25 protein-coding genes are annotated in these 20,730 nt (G+C 70.7%); 12 read left to right on the forward strand and 13 right to left on the reverse strand.

The window, feature by feature from the left end; genetic code table 11:
- Positions 1-16: 16 nt before the first annotated feature.
- On the reverse strand, positions 17-472 hold the full coding sequence (locus E6R18_RS22345) for an Lrp/AsnC family transcriptional regulator (RefSeq protein WP_136318729.1): 456 nt from the start codon (positions 470-472) through the stop codon (positions 17-19).
- 132 nt (positions 473-604) lie between these two features.
- Here E6R18_RS22345 and E6R18_RS35280 point away from each other — a divergent pair, with 132 nt between their 5' ends.
- Complete coding sequence (locus E6R18_RS35280; protein WP_276607266.1) at positions 605-739, forward strand: hypothetical protein; 135 nt, start codon at positions 605-607, stop codon at positions 737-739.
- Between the two features lie 11 nt (positions 740-750).
- Here E6R18_RS35280 and E6R18_RS22350 read toward each other — a convergent pair whose 3' ends face one another.
- Complete coding sequence (locus E6R18_RS22350; RefSeq protein ID WP_136318730.1) at positions 751-1,416, reverse strand: UbiX family flavin prenyltransferase; 666 nt, start codon at positions 1,414-1,416, stop codon at positions 751-753.
- A gap of 112 nt (positions 1,417-1,528) precedes the next feature.
- Here E6R18_RS22350 and E6R18_RS22355 point away from each other — a divergent pair, with 112 nt between their 5' ends.
- A complete protein-coding gene (locus E6R18_RS22355; RefSeq protein WP_136318679.1) occupies positions 1,529-2,122 on the forward strand; it encodes a rhomboid family intramembrane serine protease in 594 nt (197 codons plus the stop codon).
- Here E6R18_RS22355 and mqnP read toward each other — a convergent pair.
- Together mqnP and E6R18_RS22365 are read right to left on the reverse strand one after the other, a co-directional pair.
- Positions 2,112-3,029: a menaquinone biosynthesis prenyltransferase MqnP gene (gene mqnP, locus E6R18_RS22360; protein ID WP_136318680.1), complete on the reverse strand. Its 918-nt coding sequence runs from the start codon at positions 3,027-3,029 to the stop codon at positions 2,112-2,114. The genes E6R18_RS22355 and mqnP overlap by 11 nt on opposite strands.
- A complete protein-coding gene (locus tag E6R18_RS22365; protein WP_136318681.1) occupies positions 3,026-4,483 on the reverse strand; it encodes a menaquinone biosynthesis decarboxylase in 1,458 nt (485 codons plus the stop codon). The genes mqnP and E6R18_RS22365 overlap by 4 nt, the downstream gene beginning before the upstream one ends.
- 89 nt (positions 4,484-4,572) lie before the next feature.
- Here E6R18_RS22365 and E6R18_RS22370 point away from each other — a divergent pair, with 89 nt between their 5' ends.
- Entirely contained in the window at positions 4,573-4,956 is a 384-nt protein-coding gene (locus tag E6R18_RS22370) for a PLD nuclease N-terminal domain-containing protein (RefSeq protein WP_136318682.1), read from the forward strand.
- Positions 4,957-5,029: 73 nt separating this feature from the next.
- On the opposite strand, the gene ccsB is transcribed toward E6R18_RS22370, so the two are convergent.
- The 7 genes from ccsB to hemL form a co-directional block, all read right to left on the reverse strand.
- Positions 5,030-6,112: a c-type cytochrome biogenesis protein CcsB gene (gene ccsB / locus E6R18_RS22375; RefSeq protein WP_136318683.1), complete on the reverse strand. Its 1,083-nt coding sequence runs from the start codon at positions 6,110-6,112 to the stop codon at positions 5,030-5,032.
- Entirely contained in the window at positions 6,109-7,860 is a 1,752-nt protein-coding gene (locus tag E6R18_RS22380; RefSeq protein WP_136318684.1) for a cytochrome c biogenesis protein ResB, read from the reverse strand. Before E6R18_RS22380 ends, ccsB begins: the two co-directional genes overlap by 4 nt.
- 6 nt (positions 7,861-7,866) lie before the next feature.
- On the reverse strand, positions 7,867-8,628 hold the full coding sequence (locus E6R18_RS22385) for a cytochrome c biogenesis protein CcdA (RefSeq protein WP_136318685.1): 762 nt from the start codon (positions 8,626-8,628) through the stop codon (positions 7,867-7,869).
- 4 nt (positions 8,629-8,632) lie between these two features.
- A complete protein-coding gene (locus E6R18_RS22390) occupies positions 8,633-9,241 on the reverse strand; it encodes a TlpA disulfide reductase family protein (protein WP_136318686.1) in 609 nt (202 codons plus the stop codon).
- 67 nt (positions 9,242-9,308) lie between these two features.
- The gene (locus tag E6R18_RS22395; RefSeq protein ID WP_136318687.1) at positions 9,309-10,571 is read right to left on the reverse strand and encodes a hypothetical protein; all 1,263 of its coding nucleotides are present in this window, start codon (positions 10,569-10,571) and stop codon (positions 9,309-9,311) included.
- Positions 10,572-10,736: 165 nt separating this feature from the next.
- Positions 10,737-11,447, reverse strand: coding sequence for a histidine phosphatase family protein (locus E6R18_RS22400; protein ID WP_136318688.1), 711 nt, complete (start codon positions 11,445-11,447; stop codon positions 10,737-10,739).
- Positions 11,444-12,760, reverse strand: coding sequence for a glutamate-1-semialdehyde 2,1-aminomutase (gene hemL, locus E6R18_RS22405; protein ID WP_136318731.1), 1,317 nt, complete (start codon positions 12,758-12,760; stop codon positions 11,444-11,446). Before hemL ends, E6R18_RS22400 begins: the two co-directional genes overlap by 4 nt.
- Positions 12,761-12,890: 130 nt before the next feature.
- On the opposite strand from hemL, the gene E6R18_RS22410 reads away from it, so the two are divergent.
- From E6R18_RS22410 to E6R18_RS22445, 7 genes are all read left to right on the forward strand, one after another.
- Positions 12,891-13,484, forward strand: a complete 594-nt coding sequence (locus tag E6R18_RS22410) for a hypothetical protein (protein WP_136318689.1) — start codon at positions 12,891-12,893, stop codon at positions 13,482-13,484.
- A gap of 124 nt (positions 13,485-13,608) precedes the next feature.
- On the forward strand, positions 13,609-13,764 hold the full coding sequence (locus tag E6R18_RS34120) for a hypothetical protein (RefSeq protein WP_168712409.1): 156 nt from the start codon (positions 13,609-13,611) through the stop codon (positions 13,762-13,764).
- A gap of 373 nt (positions 13,765-14,137) precedes the next feature.
- Positions 14,138-14,398, forward strand: a complete 261-nt coding sequence (locus E6R18_RS22425; RefSeq protein ID WP_136318732.1) for a hypothetical protein — start codon at positions 14,138-14,140, stop codon at positions 14,396-14,398.
- An 11-nt stretch (positions 14,399-14,409) separates the two neighbouring features.
- The gene (locus E6R18_RS22430; RefSeq protein ID WP_136318690.1) at positions 14,410-15,231 is read left to right on the forward strand and encodes a helix-turn-helix domain-containing protein; all 822 of its coding nucleotides are present in this window, start codon (positions 14,410-14,412) and stop codon (positions 15,229-15,231) included.
- Between the two features lie 43 nt (positions 15,232-15,274).
- Positions 15,275-15,814, forward strand: a complete 540-nt coding sequence (locus tag E6R18_RS22435; RefSeq protein ID WP_136318691.1) for a GNAT family N-acetyltransferase — start codon at positions 15,275-15,277, stop codon at positions 15,812-15,814.
- Positions 15,815-15,913: 99 nt separating this feature from the next.
- A complete protein-coding gene (locus E6R18_RS22440; RefSeq protein ID WP_136318692.1) occupies positions 15,914-16,753 on the forward strand; it encodes an NAD(P)H-binding protein in 840 nt (279 codons plus the stop codon).
- A gap of 65 nt (positions 16,754-16,818) precedes the next feature.
- Positions 16,819-17,553 carry a Mut7-C RNAse domain-containing protein gene (locus E6R18_RS22445; RefSeq protein WP_136318693.1) on the forward strand — a complete coding sequence of 245 codons (735 nt, stop codon included), beginning with the start codon at positions 16,819-16,821 and terminating at the stop codon, positions 17,551-17,553.
- A gap of 13 nt (positions 17,554-17,566) precedes the next feature.
- Here the strand turns inward: E6R18_RS22445 and E6R18_RS22450 are convergent, their stop codons facing one another.
- Positions 17,567-18,064: a MarR family transcriptional regulator gene (locus tag E6R18_RS22450; RefSeq protein ID WP_136318694.1), complete on the reverse strand. Its 498-nt coding sequence runs from the start codon at positions 18,062-18,064 to the stop codon at positions 17,567-17,569.
- 182 nt (positions 18,065-18,246) lie between these two features.
- Between E6R18_RS22450 and E6R18_RS22455 the strand changes: the two genes are divergently transcribed.
- Positions 18,247-18,582: a YnfA family protein gene (locus E6R18_RS22455; RefSeq protein WP_136318695.1), complete on the forward strand. Its 336-nt coding sequence runs from the start codon at positions 18,247-18,249 to the stop codon at positions 18,580-18,582.
- Between the two features lie 58 nt (positions 18,583-18,640).
- On the forward strand, positions 18,641-19,399 hold the full coding sequence (locus E6R18_RS22460; protein ID WP_136318696.1) for an SDR family NAD(P)-dependent oxidoreductase: 759 nt from the start codon (positions 18,641-18,643) through the stop codon (positions 19,397-19,399).
- A 17-nt stretch (positions 19,400-19,416) separates the two neighbouring features.
- Here E6R18_RS22460 and E6R18_RS22465 read toward each other — a convergent pair whose 3' ends face one another.
- Entirely contained in the window at positions 19,417-20,610 is a 1,194-nt protein-coding gene (locus E6R18_RS22465; RefSeq protein WP_136318697.1) for an RtcB family protein, read from the reverse strand.
- Positions 20,611-20,730 lie beyond the last annotated feature (120 nt).

Below are 20,730 nucleotides of genomic sequence, written 5' to 3' on the forward strand. Positions count from 1 at the left end.
CTGGCCCACCGTACGCCTAGCCCTCCTCGGGGAGCTCTCCGACCCGGTTCTCCCACTTGGTGGACAGCACGATCGTGGTACGGGTGCGCGAGACGCCCTTGGTGCCGCTCAGCCGGCGGATGGTCTTCTCCAGGCCGTCCACGTCACCAACGCGAACCTTGAGCATGTAGGAGTCGTCGCCCGCGATGAACCAGGCGTCCTCGATCTCCGCGAGGTCCTTCAGCCGGCGCGCCACGTCCTCGTGGTCGGCGGCGTCGGAGAGCGAGATGCCGATCAGGGCGGTCACCCCGAGGCCGAGCGAGGCCGCGTCCACGGTGGCGCGGTAGCCGGTGATGACGCCTGCCGATTCCAGCCGGTTGATGCGGTCGGTGACGCTGGGCCCGGAGAGCCCGACGAGCCGTCCGAGCTCGGCGTACGAGGCCCTTCCGTTCTCCCGGAGGGCCTGGATGAGCTGCCTGTCCACCGCGTCCATGTGACTGAGACCTTCCATTATTCAGCAGTATCGCAAGTCTACGTGTAGAATCTAAGGCGTGCAGGCATTGAAGCCTGCAAATCTTCCCGCGTAATCAAAAAATGCTTTCGAATCTTCAGGAGTGATAGCACCGTGTACACGATCGAGATGGCCTACGCCCGGATGCGCGAGCTGCAGGACCTGGCCAACCGCTCGCGTGCCCACCAGCCCGCCGCCGCCCTCCGGGTCGACCGGACCCGCGGCCCGCGGACCCCCAAGAAGCGCTGACCCCGCCCGGATCAGCCCCCGGAGCCGCCACCGAGCTCCCCCTCCCAGCGGCGGTACAGCTGATGCGGCACCCCCGCCGCGTCCAGCACCCGCCCCGCGACGAAGTCCACCAGGTCCTGGATGTGCGTCGCCCCCGCGTAGAAACCCGGAGAGGCGGGCAGCACGACCGCGCCCGCCTCGTCCAGGGCCACCAGCTGCTTCAGCGTCTGCCCGTTCAACGGCGTCTCGCGGACCGCGACGACCAGCTTCCGCCGCTCCTTGAGCGTCACGCTCGCCGCCCGCTGCAACAGGTCCTTCGACAGCCCGAGCGCCACCCCCGCCACACACGCCGTCGAGGCCGGGACGATCAGCATCCCCTTGGCGGGGTACGACCCCGAGGACGGCCCCGCGGCCAGATCACCGGCCGCCCAGTGCCGTACGCCGGACACGTCCACAGCGAAGGTGTCCTGCTTCCCGTCCGCCCCCCGGGCCAGCCAGCCGGCCAGGTCCTCGCGCCAGTGCGCGTCGCGGAAGGCGATCCCGGTCTCGTCCAGCAGGGTCAGCCGCGAGGCGCGGCTCACGACCAGATCGACGCTCTCCCCCGCCGCCAGCAGCCCGCGCAGCACCGCGGCGGCGAAAGGGGTGCCCGAAGCGCCGGAAACCCCGACAATCCAAGGCATTCGCTGCTGCTGACTCACTGAAGTCCGGGAATCCACGCCCCCGAGCCTACCGGCGCCCGACATCCGGAACTGTCCGAGGTGCCTGGTACGTTCCGACGGGTGAAGGACGGGTGAAAGGGGGGAGCCTGCCATGGACGACGTACGGATGAGGACCGGCGACCGGGCCCTCATGGCCGGAGCGGCCATGCTGGGCTGGGTCGGGTTGCTCTGGGTCCTGGAGGCCATCGACCTCGCGACCGGCCACAGCCTCGACGACCACGGCATCAGCCCCCGCGAGCCCGGCGAACTGCTCGACCTCGTGCCCGCCGCGTTCCTCCACGACGGCTGGGCCCACGTCGCGTCGAACAGCGTCCCGCTGCTGGTCCTGGGCTTCATAGCCGCACTCGGCGGCCTGCGCCGCTTCGCCGGCGTGGTGCTCACCGTGATCCTGATCGGCGGCTTCGGCGTCTGGCTCACCGCCCCCGCGGGCACCGTCACGCTCGGCGCGTCGGGCGTGGTCTTCGGCCTCTTCGGCTACCTGCTGGTCCGCGGCTTCGTGGACCGCCGCCCGCTCGACGTGGTCGTCGGCCTGGTCGTCGCCGCGGTGTACGGCTCGCTGCTCCAGGGCGTCCTGCCCACCGACCCGGGCGTCAGCTGGCAGGGCCACCTCTTCGGGCTGACAGGCGGGGTGGTGGCGGCCTTCGCGCTGCGCCGCCCCACCACCCCCCGCGCGCTCACACCGTGAGGCCGCGCACCACCAGGTCCAGCAGCGCGCACACGAAGAGCGCTATGCCGATGAAGCCGTTGACCGAGAAGAACGCCCGGTTCAGCCGGGACAGGTCGTGCGGCCGCACCACCCGGTGCTCGTACACGAAGGCCACCGCGACGATCGCCATGCCCGCCCAGTAGAACGCCCCGGCGTCCGTCGCCAGGCCGAACCAGACCAGCAGGCCCGTCGTCGCCACGTGGCAGACCCGCGCGCCCCACAGCGCGGCCGGGATGCCGAAGCGCGCCGGGAAGGAGAGCACCCCGTGCGCCCGGTCGGCCCGCACGTCCTGGCAGGCGAAGATCAGGTCGAAGCCGCCGATCCAGATCCCGACGGCGAGGCCCAGGATCACCGCGTCCCACGACCAGCTGCCCGTCACCGCCAGCCAGGCCCCGATGGGCCCGATGGCCTGCGCGAGCCCGAGGATCGCGTGCGGGAAGTTCGTGAACCGCTTGCCGTACGGGTAGACGACCATCGGGATCACGGCGACCGGCGCCAGCGCCAGGCACAGCGGGTTGAGCAGGGCCGCGGCCCCGAGGAACACGACGACGGCGACGAGCGCCCCCGTCCACGCCGACTTCACCGACACCGCACCGGTCACCAGCTCGCGGCTCGCGGTGCGCGGGTTGCGGGCGTCGATCTCGCGGTCGATGATCCGGTTCGCCGCCATCGCGAAGGTCCGCAGCCCGACCATGGCGAGCGTGACGAGCAGCAGCGTGCCCCAGTGGACGCTCTCGTCCACCCGGAACATCGCGGTCAGGGCGGCGATGTAGGCGAAGGGCAGCGCGAAGACCGAGTGCTCGATCATCACGAGCCTCAAAAAAGCCTTCACCCTGCTGTTCGGTTGCGCGGGCCCCGGTCCCAGGGTCGCTTCGGCGGCGCTCACAGTCCGTATTCCTTCCACCGGCGGTCGACCATCGCCGCCGTCTCCGGGTCCGACTCGACCATGTCCGGCCAGCCCCCGTCCCGCGTGTACCCCTCCTCGGGCCACTTCTCCGTCGCGTCGATGCCCGCCTTGCCACCCCAGAACTGCTGGTACGAGGCGTGGTCGAGGTGGTCGACGGGGCCCTCGGAGACCGTCAGGTCGCGCGCGTAGTCCGTGTTGCCGAGCGCCCGCCAGGACACCTCGTGCAGATCGTGGACGTCGCAGTCGGAGTCCACGACCACGATCAGCTTGGTCAGCGACATCATGTGCGCGCCCCAGATGGCGCTCATCACCTTCTGGGCGTGCTTCGGGTACTTCTTGTCGATCGAGACGATCGCGCAGTTGTGGAAACCGCCGGACTCCGGCAGGTGGTAGTCCACGATGTCCGGCACGATGATCTTCAGCAGCGGCAGGAAGAACCGCTCGGTGGCCCGCCCCAGCGGCCCGTCCTCGGTCGGCGGCCGGCCCACCACAATCGACTGGAGCAGCGGCCGCTTGCGCATGGTCACGCAGTCGATCGTCAGTGCGGGGAACGGTTCCTGCGGGGTGTAGAAGCCGGTGTGGTCGCCGAACGGCCCCTCGGGCAGCGTCTTGCCGGGCTCCAGCCACCCTTCGATGACGACCTCGGCGTTGGCCGGGACCTGGAGCGGCACGGTCTTGCAGTCGACCATCTCGATGCGCTTGCCCTGGATGAAGCCGGCGAACAGGTACTCGTCGATGTCCCCGGGCAGCGGCGCGGTGGAGGCGTACGTGACGGCCGGCGGGGCGCCGAACGCGATGGCGACCGGCAGCCGCTCCCCGCGCCGGGCGGCGACCTGGTAGTGGTTGCGGCTGTCCTTGTGGATCTGCCAGTGCATCCCGATGGTGCGCCGGTCGTGGCGCTGGAGCCGGTAGAGCCCGAGGTTGCGGACGCCGGTCTCCGGGTGCTTGGTGTGGGTGAGGCCCAGGTTGAAGAAGGAGCCGCCGTCCTTGGGCCAGGTGAACAGCGCGGGCAGCAGGTCCAGGTCGACGTCGTCCCCGGTCAGGACGGTCTCCTGGACGGGCGCGTTCTCGCTCTTCACCTTCTTCGGCGGGACGTGCACCATCGTGCCGAGCTTCCCGAATGCCTCCCGGACCCCGACGAAGCCGTGCGGCAGCTCGGGCTTGAGCAGCCCGCCGATCTTGTCGCTGATCTCGCCGTAGGACTTCAGGCCGAGTGCCTTGAGGAGCCGCTTGTCGGTGCCGAAGACGTTCATGGCCAGGGGCATCGACGATCCCTTGACGTTCTCGAAGAGCAGCGCGGGCCCGCCGGCCTTGTTCACCCGGTCGACGATCTCACCGACCTCCAGGTAGGGGTCGACCTCGGCCTTGATGCGCTTGAGCTCGCCCTCGCGCTCCAGAGCCCGGAGGAGGGATCGAAGATCGTCGTAAGCCATAGGGACAAGTATCGGCCACCCGCTACTCTGGGCCCGTCACCGGGGCGGGACATTGCCCCGCCAACTCTCTTCGGGGGGACTTCTCCACCATGCTCCGGGCCCTGATCTACCTTCTGCCGCTGGCGCTGACGATCTTCGCGTTCATCGACTGCCTGAACACCCCGGAGGACGAGGCCAAGCACCTGCCGAAGATCGCCTGGGTCTTCATCATCCTGCTGTTCTGGATCGTCGGCCCGATCGTCTGGCTGGCCGCGGGCAAGGTGCGCGGGGTGCCCGCCGGGGGCCGTACGCCGTCCGAATGGCACCGCGGCCACCGTCAGCAGTGGGTGGCGCCGGACGACAACCCGGACTTCCTGAAGTCGCTGAAGGAAGAGGACAAGAAGGACGAGGCGCTTCTCAAGGACTGGGAGGCGGACCTGCGCCGCCGCGAGGAGGAGCTGAAGCGCCGGGAGAACGGCCCCGAAGCCTCGTAGGCACGCATCACGTACGACGGCTGCCCGCCCCCGGTCCTCCGGGTGGCGGGCAGCCGTCGTTGAAGAGGGTGCGTCAGACGCCGGCGTAGGAGTGCTTGCCGGTGACGAAGATGTTGACGCCGTAGTAGTTGAACAGCCAGCAGCCGAAGGCGATCAGCGCCAGGTAGGCGGCCTTGCGGCCCTTCCAGCCGGCGGTGGCGCGGGCGTGCAGGTAGGCGGCGTACGCGACCCAGGTGATGAAGGACCAGACCTCCTTGGGGTCCCAGCCCCAGTAGCGGCCCCAGGCGTCGCCCGCCCAGATCGCGCCCGCGATGATCGTGAACGTCCACAGCGGGAAGACGGCGGCGTTGATCCGGTACGAGAACTTGTCGAGGGTCGAGGCGGCGGGCAGCCGGGAGAGCACGGACTGCGCGAACGAACCCGGCTCCCCGCCGTTGGCGATCTTGTTCTCGTAGCTGTCGCGGAAGAGGTAGAGCAGGGTGGCGACCGCGCCGATGTAGAAGACGGCCCCGCAGATGATGGCGGTGGAGACGTGGATCCACAGCCAGTACGAGTGCAGCGCGGGCACCAGCTGGTCGCTGGAGGTGTAGAGCACCGTGGTCGCGATGCCGAGGTCCAGCAGGACCGTGGTGACCAGCAGCAGCCCCATCCAGCGGACGTTCTTCCTCAGCGCGAGCAGGACGAGGTACGCGCCGACCGCCACCGTGGAGAAGGTGATGGAGAACTCGTACATGTTGCCCCAGGGGGCGCGCTGTACGGACATGGCGCGGGCGACGACGCCGCCGGCCTGGACGAGGAACGCGAGCACGGTCAGCGAGACCGCCATCCGCCCGTAGAGGTCGCCCTTGAACGTGCCGCCGGCGGCGCCGGGGCCGTCCGGGACGTCACGGGTACCGGCCGCGGACCGGGTGACGACCTTCGGCCGTTCCAGTACGGCGGTGGCCCCGCCCTTCCGGGCGACCTGGACCTTCACCGCGCCGGCGGCGGCTTCCTCGGTGGTGAGCGCGGCGGCGGTGCGGCCGACCTTGCTGCGGCTGCCGAACACCCACTCCGCGATGTGCGCGAAGAAGGCCAGGGTGTAGACGGCCATCGACGAATAGATCAGCACATTGCTGGTGTGTGCCAGGTTCTCGTTGGTTGCGGCGGCGAGATTCACTTCTCAGCCCCTTCGGCAGGCTCTACGGAGGACGCGGCGCCGACGGCGTCGGGGTCCGGTTGGGGGTCGGGTTCGGGGTCGGCACCGGGCGCGGTGGGCGCCTCGGCGTTGAGCGTGACCGCGAGATCGGCCAGCTCCTCGGGAAGTTTCGCGGACTCGCTGCGGCCGAGCCCCGCCATCTCCACGACGGTGACGCCGTCGGCGCCGCGTACGGCCCGGACCCAGACCCGGCGGCGCTGGATGAACAGCGAGCCGGCGAGCCCGGCGATGGCGCCGATCGCGCCGGTGAGCGCCCAGCCGCTGGCGGGCTGCTCGGAGATCTGGAAACTGGCCCACTCCTGGAGGCCCTCGAAGGTGATGGAGCCGGCCCCGTCGGGCAGCTTCATCGTCTCGCCGACGAGGAGGCGCTGCTTGAGCTGCTTGCCGTCGGAGTCCTTGAACTCCGTCATCTTGGTCTTGTCGAGCTGGTACACGTTCTGCGCGATGCCGGAGTTGACGCCGAGCGAGCCGTGGTAGCCGTTGAGCGCGAGGACCGGCATGTCGGCGGCCGGGAACTGCGAGAACATCGTGCCCTTGCCGTCGCCGGCGTAGGTCGGCACGAAGAACGCCTGGAAGCCCAGCTGGTCCTTCTTGCCGTTCTTGTCGCGGTAGCCGTCCATGACCTTGATGGCACCGCTCGACGTGACGTTGTTGTCGAGGGGCAGCAGCGGCACGGCGGCCTTGTAGACCTCCTTGCCCCGGCCGTCCTTGACGGAGACGACGGGCGCGTAGCCGTGGGCGTTGAGGTAGACCTTCGTGCCGTCGACGACGAGGGGTTCGTTGACCTTGATGACGGTCTTCTTCGGCTTGCCGTAGGCCCCGTCGGAGTACGTGACGTGCGCTTCGTACGTACGCGGGGTGCCGATCTGGGGGCCCTTGCGCTCGTACGTGCCGATGAAGTCGTCCAGGGTGAAGCTGAACGGGGTCAGCGAGTCGTTGTCGAAGAGCGAGCCGGACTTGAAGTCGTCGTACTGGGTGATGGTGTTGGAGAACCCGTCGCCCTCGACGATCAGCTTGGCGCCCTCGGACTTGAACAGCTGCCCCACGGCGAAGGCGACCAGCATCACGATGAGCGCGATGTGGAAGATCAGGTTGCCGGCCTCGCGCAGGTAGCCCTTCTCGGCGGCGACGGCGTCCCCGGCGAGGTGGGCCCGGTAGCGGCGCCTGCGCATCATGGCGAGCGCGGCCTCGTGGACCTGCTCGGGCTCGGCCTCGGTCCGCCAGGTGGTGTGGGCGGGCAGCCGGGTGAGGCGCTTGGGGGCGCCCGGCGGGCGGCTGCGCAGCTGGCCGACGAAGGTGGCGGTGCGCGGCACGATGCAGCCGATGAGCGAGACGAACAGCAGGATGTAGATCGCGGAGAACCACACCGAGCTGTAGACGTCGAAGAACTGGAGCTTCTCGTAGATCGGCGTGACGACGGTGTGCGCGTCCTTGAAGGTCTGCACCTTGAGCTCGTCCACGCTGTTCTGTGGGATCAGCGAGCCGGGGATGGCGCCGAGCGACAGCAGGAAGAGCAGGATCAGGGCGACCCGCATGGAGGTGAGCTGGCGCCAGAACCAGCGGAGCCAGCCGATGACGCCCATGGCGGGGGCGTCGGCCAGGGGCTCCTCGCGCGGGGCGGTGGAGAGCTGGGCGCCGGCGGCACCGAGCTCAGAGGTGCTTTCCTGCTCCCGGTCCCGCTGGGAAGGGTTGGACGTGGTGTTGCTCATTGGTACTCAGATCCCCACCTGGAAGCCGGTCGACCAGCCCTGCAGTTCCTGCATCATGCTGCCCCACGCGCCGGTCAGCAGGAGCAGCCCGGTCACGATCATCATGCCGCCGCCGATGCGCATGACCCAGGCGTAGTGGCGCTTGACCCAGCTGAACGCGCCGAGCGCCTTGCGGAAGGCGACGGCGGCGAGCACGAAGGGGATGCCCAGGCCCAGGCAGTAGGCGACGGTCAGTACGGCCCCGCGCCCGGCGGTGCCCTGGTCCAGGGCGAGCATGGACACCGAGCTGAGCGTGGGCCCGAGGCACGGGGTCCAGCCGATGCCGAAGAGGGCGCCGAGCAGGGGGGCGCCCACCAGGCCGGTCACCGGCTTCCTGTGGATACGGAATTCGCGCTGGGTCATCCACGGCATGAGGCCCATGAAGAAGACGCCCATGAGGACCATCAGCACGCCGAGGACCTTGGTGAGGGGCCCGCTGTACTCCTGGAGCGTGTCGCCGAAGTAGCCGAAGAGCGCGCCGCCGGAGACGAAGACGGCGGTGAAGCCGACGACGAAGAGCGAGGCGCCGGCGACCATGCGGCCGCGCCGGGCGTCGGCGAGGTCGGCGCCGCTGACCCCGGTGACGTAGCTGAGGTAGCCGGGGACGAGGGGCAGGACGCAGGGCGAGAAGAAGGAGACGAGCCCGCCGAGGAGGGCGATGGGCAGAGCGACCAGGAGGGCTCCGTTCAACACCGTCTCGTTGTGCGTGGCGGCGGCGAGGGTGATCACCTGATCACTTCTCCGCGATCAGCGGGTCGAGCATCTTGTGCAGCTGGATGTCGTCGAGCGGGCCGACGTAGCGGGCGGCCAGCTTCCCGTCCCGGTCGATGACGACGGTCGACGGGATGGACTGGAGCCTGAAGGTGCCCTTGGGGAAGCGCAGCAGGAGCTTCCCGGTCGGGTCGTAGAAGCTGGGGTAGGTGACCTCGAAGTTCTCTTCGAAGCTGACGGCCTGGGCGGGCTCCGGGTCGCGGGTGTTGACCCCGATGAACTGCACGCCCTTGTCCTTGGTGGCCTCGGAGACCTTCTTGAAGTACTTGGCTTCGAGTCTGCACGGGGCGCACCACGAGCCCCAGGCGTTCAGGACGATGATCTTGCCCTTGTAGTCGGCGAGGTCGAGCTGCTTGCCGTCCACGGTTTTGCCGTCGAGCTTCGGTGCGTCGGCGCGCTCGCCCTTGGCCGCGGTGGAGATTCCGCCGTTGCCCGTGACGAAGTGCGTGTCGCCGCCGCCACCGGTCTGGTCGCCGGAGTCGCACGCGGTCAGCGTCAGTGCGAGCGCGGCGGCCGCCACGGGGACGGCGAGCGGGGTGAAGCGGCGTCGGGGTGCGCGGCCATGGCTCATGTGAAAAGTTTCGCATGGCGGTTCCGGGGATCTTGGGCACCCCCCTCGGTGCCCGTAAAGCCCGTTGTCAGGCTTGTTTAAAGAAGGTGTTCCAGCCGCCCGCGGGCGCCTCTCCGACCTGGAGCGTACGGAGCTTGGCGAGGACCGCCGGGTCCTGGACATCGAGCCAGTCGACGAACTGCCGGAAGGAGACGAGGCGCACATCCTGTTTCCCGGCGATGTGCTTGAGGGCGTCCTCGACGGCGTCCATATAGATGCCGCCGTTCCACTCCTCGAAGTGGTTTCCGATGTAGAAGGGCGCGCGGTTCGTCTCGTAGGCGCGCTTGAATCCGTTGAGATACGACTGCGTGGCCTGCTCGCGCCAGCCGGGATAGCGCGAGGGCATTCCCTTGGTGGAGTTCTGCGACTGGTTGGCCAGGATGTTGTAGTCCATGGAGAGGACCTCGAAGCTGTGCCCGGGGAACGGGATGCCCTGGAGCGGCAGGTCCCAGACGCCCTGGCGCTTGCTGGGCCAGACCTGGGTGCCGCCGGGCGAGCTGGCGTCGTAGCGCCAGCCCAGCTTCTTCGCGGTGGGCAGCAGGTTGTCCTGGCCGAGCAGACAGGGGGTGCGGCCTCCGACGAGTTCCTTGCGGTAATCGAAGGGGAGCGGTTCGAGGTCGTTCCAGCCGGTATTGGTGCGCCATTCGGTGACGAAGGAGATCGCCTGGTCGATTTCGCTCTGCCATTGGGCCGGGGTCCAGTTGCCGACCGATCCGGATCCGGCGCAGAAATGCCCGTTGAAGTGGGTGCCGATCTCGTGTCCGTCGAGCCATGCCTGCCGGACGTTCTTGAGCGTCTCCTTGAGGTGGCCGTCGGTGAGATAGCCGATGTCGGAGGCGCCGACGGGGTTGCCCGGCGGGCGGTAGAGCGTTTTCTTCGATTCCGGCAGCAGATAGAGGCCGGAGAGGAAGAACGTCATCGACGCGTCGTGTTCCCGGGCCAGTTCCAGAAAGCGCGGGAAGAGTCCGTTGCCGACCTCGCCGGCCCCGTCCCAGGAGAAGATCACGAACTGCGGCGGCTTCTGGCCCGGTTCCAGCGGGACGGGGGCCTGCGGCTGCTTCGGCTGCTTCCCGGTGTCGGCGGTGGAACCGTCCCCGATGGCGCGGACGTCCTTCTTCTTGGTCCCGGCCCCCTTGGAGGTCCCGCCGGCCGCCTTCTCACCGGTGGCGCCCTTGTCCGGGGCGCCGCTTCCGGTATCGGACGAGCCGGCGGTACTGCAGCCCGCCAGCCCGGCGGCGGCCGCGGCTCCGAGACCGGCTCCTAGCAGTCCCCTTCGGCTGATCTCTCGCATGCGGCTTCCCATCTGCGGTCGTTTTGCCTCAAGTACATACAAACTGGCAAACGCTTAGATGAGTGAAGCCACACGGGGGTTCCCCCGATTAGCACACAATTCTTTACGGAACCAGCCCCAAACGTTGACCGAACATAAGTCCTAGCTTCCGGCCCGCCAGGGCCACTACGCCCCGAACCCCTTCGACCCGCCCTTGACCGGCTTCGCCCCGGCCAGCAGGTGTGCGGGCACCAGGTCCCGGGCCGGCTCCGAGTACCCGACGGACACGATCTTGTCGCCCTGGTACGTGAAACTGGTCAGCGAGGCGAGGGTGCACTGCCGCTTGCGCGGGTCGTGCCACAGCCGCCGCCGCTCCACGAAGCTGCGCACGATCCAGATCGGCAGCTGGTGGCTGACGCAGACCGCCTCGTGCCCCCGGGCCGCGTCCCGCGCCGCGTCCAGCGCGCCCATCATCCGCACGACCTGATCGATGTACGGCTCGCCCCAGGACGGCCGGAACGGGTTGGTCAGGTGCTTCCAGTTGTCCGGCTTGCGCAGCGCCCCGTCACCGACGCCGAAGGTCTTGCCCTCGAAGACGTTGGCGGCCTCGATGAGCCGTTCGTCGGTGGCGAGGTCCAGGCCGTGCGCCTTGGCGACCGGCGTCGCCGTCTCCTGGGCGCGCTCCAGCGGGGAGGCCACGACGTACGTGACGTCCCGCTTCTCCAGGTGCTCGGCAACCCGGTCGGCCATCTTCCGGCCCAGCTCGGAGAGGTGGTAACCGGCCCGGCGCCCGTAGAGCACGCCCTGCGGGTTGTGCACCTCGCCGTGGCGCATCAGGTGGACGACGGTGATGTCCTTGCGCTTCGTCGTTCCGGCGTTCTCGACGTTCTCGCTCATGCGGTGGCCTCCGATGCGGCGCGGGCGGCGGCGGGCAGGGCGGCGGCGATGCGCTCGACGGCCTGCGTGTCGTGGGCGGTGGAGACGAACCACGACTCGAACGCGGACGGCGGGAGGTAGACACCCTGCGCCAGCATCGAGTGGAAGAACGGCGTGAAGCGGAAGGCTTCCTGCGCCTTGGCGTCCTCGTAGTCGCGGACGGGCTCGTCGGTGAAGAAGACGGAGAACATGTTGCTCGCCGCCTGCACGGTGTGCGCGACGCCCTCCTTGGCCAGGGCGGCGCTCACCAGCCCCCGGATCTCGGCGGAGACCGCGTCGACCTTGGCGTACGCGGCGTCGTCGAGCAGCCGCAGCTGGGCCAGACCGGCGGCGGTGGCGACCGGGTTCCCGGACAGCGTGCCCGCCTGGTAGACGGGCCCGGCCGGGGCCAGGTGGGCCATCACGTCGGCGCGGCCGCCGAACGCCGCGGCCGGGAAGCCGCCGCCCATGACCTTGCCGAACGTCATGAGGTCGGGCCGCACCCCGTCGACGCCGAACCAGCCGGCCTTCGACGTACGGAACCCGGTCATCACCTCGTCGGAGATGTACAGGGCCCCGTTGGCGGCGCAGATCTCCTTGAGCCCCGCGTTGAAACCGTCCAGCGGCGGCACGACGCCCATGTTGCCCGGCGACGCCTCGGTGATCACGCACGCGATCTCGCCGGGCTGCGCGGCGAACGCGGCGCGCACGGCCTCCAGGTCGTTGTACGGCAGCACGATCGTGTCGCCCGCCTGGGCGCCGGTGACCCCGGGCGTGTCCGGCAGCCCGAAGGTGGCCACCCCGGAACCGGCCGCGGCCAGCAGCGCGTCGACGTGGCCGTGGTAGCAGCCGGCGAACTTCACGACCTTCGCCCGGCCGGTGAAGCCGCGCGCGAGGCGGATCGCGGACATGGTCGCCTCGGTCCCGGACGACACCAGCCGCACCTGCTCGACCGGCTCGACGCGCGCGACGATCTCCTCGGCGAGCGCGACCTCGCCCTCGCCGGGCGTACCGAACGAGGTGCCGCGGGCGACAGCCTCCTGGACTGCGGCGATCACCTCGGGGTGGGAGTGGCCGAGAATCATCGGCCCCCACGAGCACACGAGGTCGACGTACTCACGGCCGTCGGCGTCGGTCAGGTACGGACCGGTACCGGACACCATGAACCGGGGCGTACCGCCCACGGCCCTAAATGCACGGACGGGAGAGTTCACGCCGCCGGGCGTCACGAGGGACGCGCGGTCGAAAAGCGTCTGCGAAACTGGGGCGTCATAGGGAAAGCTCACACATGCCATGGTGTCAGAGCCACGGACGGTCTTTGCGGACAGGTGTTTCACCGCACGCCCGTGGGGGAGGTCACTGACACGATGATCGGGTTGCACGGCGGGGGCTGTGCCTCCTAGTGAGTAGTCGGGTGGATGAGATATGCATCGCGGTGGCGGAGTGGGCGAAGGGACCGACGGCCCTGGGCCCGAGCCTGCCCGGCGGGGGCGGCACCGGCGCGAGGCCGGCCGCAAGCAGGGCGTACAGGCCGGTGAGGCGCAGACGGGCGGTGAAGCCGGGAGCAGGAGTGGTGGCCGGGTGGGGGTGACCTACAAGTATTTCGGGGCTCCCGACGGGGCCACCGCCGCACGCGTGCCCATTTCCATGCGCCCCGAGGAGCTCGGCGGCGACGAGCTCGGCATGGGCGGCATGTTCACCAAGATCAAGCCGGAGACGGTGGCCGCGATGGTCCTCACCGGCATACAGGGCATACCTCTGCACAAGGTCCCCCCGCTCGAACTGGTCGTCCTGCACCCCGACTACGCGGTGGTCAAGCTCCCGATGACGGTCGTGGACCCCCTGCGCGGCGTGGGCGAGGAGTCCGTGGGCGCCGCCGCCTTCATCTGGTCCACGGTCCCGGACCGGGGCGGCCCGCGTGACGCGTTCAACGTCTACCAGCTGCTCCACGAGTGGCAGGACTTCTCCCACCGGCTGCACGACGCGGGGCATCAGGCGTACTGCCTGGTGTGGCCGTGAGCGGCCCCGCCGCACCCCACCGGTAGGCGGCGCCCGCTGCGCCGGAAGGCCGCATCCACCGGGCCCGGTGCCCCTCGGCGCACGGAGCTGGTCTCCAGGCGTCCGGCGAGCGGGCGGAGGCACCATGCCGAGAGGGGCGGCGCCGGCCTCGATGCTGTGCGTGCCGGCGTCGGACACGGTGCGGGCCGCGCTGCTCGCGCCCGTGCTGTTCCCGGTCAGCAACCGGGCGTCGTGGGCGCTCACCCGGACCGGGCTGCCGTCCTTCTACCGGACCCGGTAGACCCGTCCCGTCTGCGCGCCCTCGGTCGAGCGGACGTACGCCGTCGCCGCGCGGGCCGCCGGGACCGCCTCGATGCCGGCGAGGAAGGGGCACGGCGGGCCCGGCCACCGGGGACACCGATGTCGCCGTGCTCCGCACCGCCACCGTCCACCTGGCGCGGCCCGTTCACCCCAGGCACCCGCGTGCGGAGGACTTCTACGCGGCGGTCCGGGACGTGGTGAGCGGCTGCCCCGAACCGGCGCCCACCTGCGCTCACGTGCGCGAAGGACATATGTCGGCCACGCATATCCAGCCATTCATTGGCCGGAGACTGGTCTTCAGAGGAGCGGGCAGACGTGCCGATGCAGGAGGCATCGAGCCTGAAGGAGGTGCCATGGGCGACACGCTGCTGGCCCTGTCCGTCCCCGCGCTGGTCTTCGCCAGTGGTCTGTACGCGGCGGCCGATTCCTGGTGGCGGCGCGGACACCCGTCCCCGCCTTCCCCGTACACCCATCAGGCCGCCCGGCTGGCCGAGCGGGCGATGCTGGCCGACGCCGAGCGGATCGTGGACGAGGCGTACGGGACGCTCGGCGGACTCTACGACGGACCGGGCGGTTCGGCCCCGCTACGGCGGGACTTCGCGGACTCGGCCTAAAATCTTCCGTCATGGCCGGTCACCGAGGTCCCCGGCGCGACACCCGCGGCATCGTCGACGCGCCCGAGCTGTTCGCGCACGTGCGGTTCCGGCGCCGCGAGCCGGCCCCCGCGCTGCGGCCCTACCTGGAGCACTACTGGCTGATCGACTGGGACCTCTCCCAGCCGTACGCCTCCCACCTCGTCCCGCACCCCAGCGTCAACCTCGTCTTCGAGCGGTACGCGGGCTGCGGCGACGAGGACGCGGGGTACGCGGAGGTCTCGGGCATCGGCCTGGAGCTGTTCACGCAGAAGCTGGAGGGGCGCGGGCGGGTCTGCGGGGCGCAGTTCCGGCCCGGCGGCTTCCGGCCGTTCGCCCCCGGATCACCCGTGTCGCGGTGGACCGGGCACCGGCTCCCGGCGGCCGAGGTGTTCGCGCCGCCCGCCCCGCCGTCGGCCGTGCTGGACCCGGAGGCCGAGGACGACCGGGTCGCCGCCCTCGACGCGTACCTGCTGACGCTCGGCCCCGAGCCCGACCCACGGGCCGAGCGGGCGATGGCCCTGGTGGACCTGGTGCGCACCGACCGCACGGTCCTGCGCGTGGACGCGCTCGCCCGCGCCGAGGGGGTGTCGGCTCGCTCGCTGCAACGGCTGTTCGCCGCGTACGTGGGGGTGGGCCCCAAGTGGGTCATCCTGCGCTACCGCATCCATGAGGCGCTGGAGCGCGCCGGATCGGACCCGGCCGTGGACTGGGCCGCCCTCGCCGCCGACCTCGGCTACAGCGACCAGGCCCACCTGGTCCGGGACTTCACGGCGACGATCGGCGTACCGCCCACGGCACTGGGCGCCCACTGACCGTCAGGGCGCGACTGTCGGTGCCCGGCCCTACAGTGCCGTCATGGAGCGCACCGCAGCACCTTCCGTACGGATCGAGCCCTGGTCGGACGGCGACCTGGACCTCCTCCGCCGCGCCAACGCACCGGAGCTGATGGACCACCTCGGCGGCCCCGAGTCGGAGGACCAGCTCCTGGGGCGGCACGCCCGCTATGTCGCGCTGAGCGCGGACCGCACGGGCCGGGGCAGGATGTTCCGCATCGCGCTGACCGGCGAGGCGGAGGCCGTGGGCACCATCGGCTTCTGGGAGCGGACCTGGCGGGACCAGGAGGTCTACGAGACGGGGTGGACCGTCCTGCCGGAGTTCCAGGGGCGGGGCATCGCGTCGGCGGCGACCCGTGCGGTGGCCGCCCGGGCGCGCGCCGCGCGCAAGCACCGCTATGTGCACGCGTACCCGTCCGTGGCCAACGGCCCGTCGAACGGGGTGTGCCGCGCGGCGGGATTCACGCTGCTCGGTGAGTGCGAGATCGAGTACCCGCCGGGGCACCCGCTCCGCGCGAACGACTGGCGCCTGGACCTGCACCCGGACGGCACGGCCGCCTGAGCCGGAATCCGTTTGACGGGACCGGGCGCCCTCCCGCATATTTACCTGCGCCACGCAGATGCTGGGTTACGCAGAAGAACTATCGAGGAGACCAGCCCCATGCTCACGCTCGTCACCGGATGCCGCGGCCGCGTCGGCTCCGCGCTCACCGCCCTCCTCCATCAGGGCGGCCACGCCGTCCGCGCCGCCTCGCGCACCCCCGCGGGGCTCTCGCTGCCGCCCGGCGTCCCGGCCGCGGCCTGCGATCTCGGCGACCCCGCCACCTTCCCCGCCGCCCTGGACGGCGTCGACTCCGTCTTCTTGTACGCCGAGCCCGCGCACATTCACGCCTTCCTCGCCGCGGCCCGGACCGCCGGGGTGCGGCACATCGTGCTGCTCTCCTCCAGCTCGGTCCTCGCGCCCGACCCGGAGTCCAACCCCGTCGCCGCCTCGCACCACGCGGTCGAACAGGCCCTGACCGCCTCGCCCCTCACCACGACCCTCCTGCGCCCCGGCGCCTTCGCGACCAACGCGTACCAGTGGTCGGGCGCCTTCCGGTCCGGGCACCCCGTCGACCTGCCTCACCCCCGCAGCGAGGGCGCCCCCATCCACGAGACCGACATCGCCGAGGCGGCCCTCGCCGCACTCACCGAACCGGCGCTCCAGGGCGCCGCGTACCACCTCACCGGACCGGAATCCCTCAGCGCCGCCGAGCAGGTGGCGATCCTGGCCTCGGCGTCCGGCTCCCCCGCCACCGTCAACGCGGTGAGCCCGGCCGCCTGGAAGAAGGCCATGGCCCCCTTCATGCCGGAGCAGGTCGCCGACGGGCTCCTCGCCCACTGGGCGCTCACCGACGGCTCCCCGGCCGAAGTGGCCGACGGCGTCCGGAAGCTGACCGGCCGCCCGGCCCGCACGTTCGCCTCCTGGGCCGCCGAGCACGCCGCCGCCTTCCGCGCCTGAACCGCGCGGCCCGCCCGACCCCAATCGCGTGGCCGGTGCACGGGCCCCGGTGGCATCCTGATCTGGTGAACGGACCGGAGATCCAACTCGAAGTCGCCCCCGAGCTCAGGCTCTTCGTGGCCCACGGGCGCCGGCAGGGGCGGACGCCGGTGACCACCGACGGCGCGTCCACGCTCGGCCACGTCGTGGAATCCCTCGGCATCCCGCTCACCGAGGCGGGCCTGTTGCTGGTCGACGGCCGCCCGGTCACCGGCGCGCACATCCCGGCGGCGGGGGAACTGGTCGAGGTGCGCCCGGTACCCCGCCCGCAGCACGTGCCGGGCGCGCCCCTGCGCTTCCTGCTCGACGTCCACCTCGGCACGCTCGCCCGCCGGCTGCGGCTGCTCGGCGTCGACGCCGCGTACGAGAGCGAGGACATCGGCGATCCGGCCCTGGCCGCGCTCTCGGCGAAGGAACGGCGCGTCCTGCTCTCCCGGGACCGGGGGCTGCTGCACCGCCGGGAGATCTGGGCGGGAGCGTACGTGTACAGCGACCGCCCGGACGAGCAGCTGCGGGACGTGCTGGGGCGGTTCGCGCCGGTCCTCGCCCCGTGGACCCGGTGCACCGCCTGCAACGGGCGGCTGAAGGCGGCCGACAAGGACGCGGTCGGCCCGCACCTGGAGCACGGGACGCGCCGCTCGTACGACGTCTTCGCGCAGTGCGCGGAGTGCGGGCGGGTGTACTGGCGGGGCGCGCACCACGCCCGCCTGGAGGCGATCGTCACGGAAGCGGTCCGCGACTTCGGCACCGCGCCGCGCTGACCGGCCGCCGAGGTCAGGAGCCGGCCGCCGCCCCGCCCTCCGCGCGCAGCCGCGCGATCTGCGCCGCGCTCAGCTCCACCGTCCGCCGCATGTGGGTGAGGAGCAGGGCGACCTCGTCGTCGTCGTACGCGTCGAACAGGCCGTCCCAGCCGCCGGTCAGCCGCCCCCAGACCGCGCCGAACTCCGCCATCCGCTCGGGCACGGTCGCCACGAGCACCCGCCGCCGGTCCGCCGTGTCCCGTGCGCGCGTCACGTAACCGGCCCGCTCCAGGCGGTCCACCAGCCGGGTCGCGGAGCCGGTGGTGAGCCCGGTCAGCTCGGCGACGCGCCCCGTGGTGACGGGCGCCGCCTCCAGACCGAGCAGGTTGAGGCACTGGAGATCGGTGGGGTGGAGCCCCAGCCGGTCGGCGACGGCCTGGTTGAACAGCGCGTACGCGGCCATGTAGCGCCGCGACGCGGTGGAGAGCTCGGCCAGCAGCGCACTGCGGCGGGGGGACGGCTTGGGCGGCATGCGGAGAGTGTACGAAGCGCGGAGGCGGGGTCCGGCCCGTCGCCCGAGCCCAGAACACGTACGGGTCGCCGGTGTCGGGGGCCGGCACCCCGTGCTCGAAGATGCCAATCATCCCGAATTGTGCGTATTCGCCCACCGGTTCGACGCGTCCGGCGGTACGCGCTCCATGGCACCCTGCTCCCATGTCCGTGCTCCGCTCCACCGCCCTGTTCGTCCTCGCCGCGCTCTTCGAGATCGGCGGTGCCTGGCTCGTCTGGCAGGGCGTGCGCGAACACCGCGGCTGGGCCTGGATCGGCGCGGGGGTCATCGCGCTGGGCACGTACGGCTTCGTGGCGACGCTCCAGCCGGACGGCGAGTTCGGGCGGGTGCTCGCGGCGTACGGCGGGGTCTTCGTGGCGGGGTCGATCGCCTGGGGCATGGCTGCCGACGGCTACCGCCCGGACCGCTGGGACGTGACGGGGGCGCTGATCTGCCTGGCCGGGATGGCCGTGATCATGTACGCCCCCCGCAACCACTGACCTGCGACGGCCCTGCCTATCCTGGCCCGGTACCGATCAGCTGTCCGAGGAGCCCGTCATGGCCGCATCCCCCATCGCCGTCATCACCGGAGCGAGCAGCGGCATCGGTGCCGCGACCGCCCGGCAGCTGGCGGCCGCCGGCTACCGCGTCGTGCTCACCGCCCGCCGCAAGGACCGCATCGAGGCGCTGGCCGCCGAGATCACCGAGGCGGGCCACCAGGCGGCGGCCTACACCCTGGACGTCACGGACCGCGCGGCGGTCGACGAGTTCGCCACCGCGTTCCGCAGCCTCGCCGTCCTCGTCAACAACGCGGGCGGCGCGCTCGGAGCCGACCCGGTCGCCACGGGTGACCCGGAGGACTGGCGCCGGATGTACGAGACCAACGTCATCGGCACGCTCCACGTCACCCAGGCCCTGCTTCCGGCCCTCACCGCGAGCGGCGACGGCACGGTGGTCATCCTCTCCTCGACCGCGGGCCTGTCCACCTACGAGGGCGGCGCCGGCTACGTGGCCGCCAAGCACGGCGAACACGTCCTGGCCGAGACCCTGCGCCTGGAGATCGTCGGCACCCCGGTCCGCGTCATCGAGGTCGCCCCGGGCATGGTCAAGACCGAGGAGTTCGCCAGCACCCGCTTCCGCGGCGACACCGAGAAGGCGGCCAAGGTCTACGCGGGCGTCGACGCCCCCCTGACCGCCGACGACGTGGCCGACACGATCACCTGGGCCGTGACCCGCCCCAGCCACGTCAACATCGACCTCCTGGTGGTCCGCCCCCGCGCCCAGGCGTCCAACTCGAAGGTCCACCGCACCGGCTGAGCCCCGCAGGGCCGGGCTCAGCCCTTCACACAGATGACCTGCTTCACCTTGGCGACGACCTCCACCAGGTCCCTCTGCTGCTCCATGACCTGCTCGATCGGCTTGTACGCCGCAGGGATCTCGTCCACGACTCCGGAGTCCTTGCGGCACTCCACGCCCTGCGTCTGCGCCGCGAGGTCACGCGCCGAGAACCTTCGCTTGGCCGCGTTGCGGCTCATCCGGCGGCCGGCGCCGTGCGAGGCCGAGTTGAACGCCTTCTCGTTGCCGAGGCCCTTGACGATGTACGTGGCCGTGCCCATGGAACCCGGAATAATTCCCAGCTCCCCCTGGCCGGCCCGAATGGCGCCCTTGCGGGTGACCAGCAGGTCCATGCCTTCGTAGCGCTCTTCCGCGACGTAGTTGTGGTGACAGCTGACCTCCTGGCCGAAGGTCACCTTCGCCTTCTTGAACTCTTTGCGGACCACGTTCTTCAGGAGCGCCATCATGGCCGCACGGTTGTACTTCGCGTACTCCTGCGCCCAGAAGAGGTCGTTGCGGTAGTCCCGCATCGGCTCGGTGCCCGCGAGGAATACCGCGAGGTCGCGGTCGACCAGTCCCTGGTTGTGTGCCAGCTGCTGCGCCCGGCCGATGTGGAAGTCGGCCAGTTCCTTTCCGATGGCACGCGAGCCGGAGTGCAGCGTGAGCCACACCGCGCCGGACTCGTCCAACGAGACCTCGATGTGGTGGTTGCCCCCGCCGAGCGTTCCCATCTGCTTTGTCGCCCGTTCCTGACGGAACTTGACCGCTTCGGCCACCCCGTCGAACCGCCCCCAGAAGTCGTCCCAGCCCGGCGCGGCCAGCCCGTACAGGCCCGACGGGTCCACCGGCTCGTCGTGCATCCCCCGGCCCACCGGAATGGCCTGCTCGATCTTCGAGCGGAGCCCGGACAGGTCCCCGGGCAGATCGTTGGCGGTCAGCGAGGTCTTCACCGCGGACATGCCGCAGCCGATGTCCACGCCGACCGCGGCCGGGCAGACCGCCCCGTGCATCGCGATCACCGAGCCGACCGTGGCGCCCTTGCCGAAGTGGACGTCGGGCATGACGGCCAGGCCCTTGATCCAGGGCAGCGTGGCGACGTTGCGCAGCTGCTGCATCGCCACGTCCTCGACCGAGGCCGGGTCGGCCCACATGCGGATGGGAACCTTCGCCCCCGGTACCTCTACATACGACATAGCCCCTCGATTCCCCCGAAAAGTCTGAAAGCGCAAAACCGGCGCCAAGATCGGCAATAAGGTCGGCCGACCGGCATTCACAGCGGCGCGTGCGATACACATTGTGTCCACCGGCCGCCA

The organism is Streptomyces sp. A1277 (assembly GCF_004795015.1).
In the GTDB taxonomy this organism is placed as follows: Bacteria; Actinomycetota; Actinomycetes; order Streptomycetales; family Streptomycetaceae; genus Streptomyces.

Excerpts from the sequence above, each read along its gene's own strand:
- hemL (WP_136318731.1), bottom strand. The coding sequence starts at position 12,760 with ATGGCATGTGTGAGCTTTCCCTATGACGCCCCAGTTTCGCAGACGCTT.
- E6R18_RS22430 (WP_136318690.1), top strand. The coding sequence starts at position 14,410 with ATGGCCGGTCACCGAGGTCCCCGGCGCGACACCCGCGGCATCGTCGAC.
- E6R18_RS22410 (WP_136318689.1), top strand. The coding sequence starts at position 12,891 with ATGCATCGCGGTGGCGGAGTGGGCGAAGGGACCGACGGCCCTGGGCCC.
- E6R18_RS22380 (WP_136318684.1), bottom strand. The coding sequence starts at position 7,860 with ATGAGCAACACCACGTCCAACCCTTCCCAGCGGGACCGGGAGCAGGAA.
- E6R18_RS34120 (WP_168712409.1), top strand. The coding sequence starts at position 13,609 with ATGCCGAGAGGGGCGGCGCCGGCCTCGATGCTGTGCGTGCCGGCGTCG.
- E6R18_RS22455 (WP_136318695.1), top strand. The coding sequence starts at position 18,247 with ATGTCCGTGCTCCGCTCCACCGCCCTGTTCGTCCTCGCCGCGCTCTTC.
- E6R18_RS22395 (WP_136318687.1), bottom strand. The coding sequence starts at position 10,571 with ATGCGAGAGATCAGCCGAAGGGGACTGCTAGGAGCCGGTCTCGGAGCC.
- E6R18_RS22450 (WP_136318694.1), bottom strand. The coding sequence starts at position 18,064 with ATGCCGCCCAAGCCGTCCCCCCGCCGCAGTGCGCTGCTGGCCGAGCTC.
- E6R18_RS22365 (WP_136318681.1), bottom strand. The coding sequence starts at position 4,483 with ATGGCTTACGACGATCTTCGATCCCTCCTCCGGGCTCTGGAGCGCGAG.
- E6R18_RS22400 (WP_136318688.1), bottom strand. The coding sequence starts at position 11,447 with ATGAGCGAGAACGTCGAGAACGCCGGAACGACGAAGCGCAAGGACATC.
- E6R18_RS22435 (WP_136318691.1), top strand. The coding sequence starts at position 15,275 with ATGGAGCGCACCGCAGCACCTTCCGTACGGATCGAGCCCTGGTCGGAC.
- E6R18_RS22425 (WP_136318732.1), top strand. The coding sequence starts at position 14,138 with ATGGGCGACACGCTGCTGGCCCTGTCCGTCCCCGCGCTGGTCTTCGCC.
- E6R18_RS22440 (WP_136318692.1), top strand. The coding sequence starts at position 15,914 with ATGCTCACGCTCGTCACCGGATGCCGCGGCCGCGTCGGCTCCGCGCTC.
- E6R18_RS22465 (WP_136318697.1), bottom strand. The coding sequence starts at position 20,610 with ATGTCGTATGTAGAGGTACCGGGGGCGAAGGTTCCCATCCGCATGTGG.
- E6R18_RS22345 (WP_136318729.1), bottom strand. The coding sequence starts at position 472 with ATGGACGCGGTGGACAGGCAGCTCATCCAGGCCCTCCGGGAGAACGGA.
- E6R18_RS22355 (WP_136318679.1), top strand. The coding sequence starts at position 1,529 with ATGGACGACGTACGGATGAGGACCGGCGACCGGGCCCTCATGGCCGGA.
- E6R18_RS22370 (WP_136318682.1), top strand. The coding sequence starts at position 4,573 with ATGCTCCGGGCCCTGATCTACCTTCTGCCGCTGGCGCTGACGATCTTC.
- E6R18_RS22390 (WP_136318686.1), bottom strand. The coding sequence starts at position 9,241 with ATGAGCCATGGCCGCGCACCCCGACGCCGCTTCACCCCGCTCGCCGTC.
- E6R18_RS22460 (WP_136318696.1), top strand. The coding sequence starts at position 18,641 with ATGGCCGCATCCCCCATCGCCGTCATCACCGGAGCGAGCAGCGGCATC.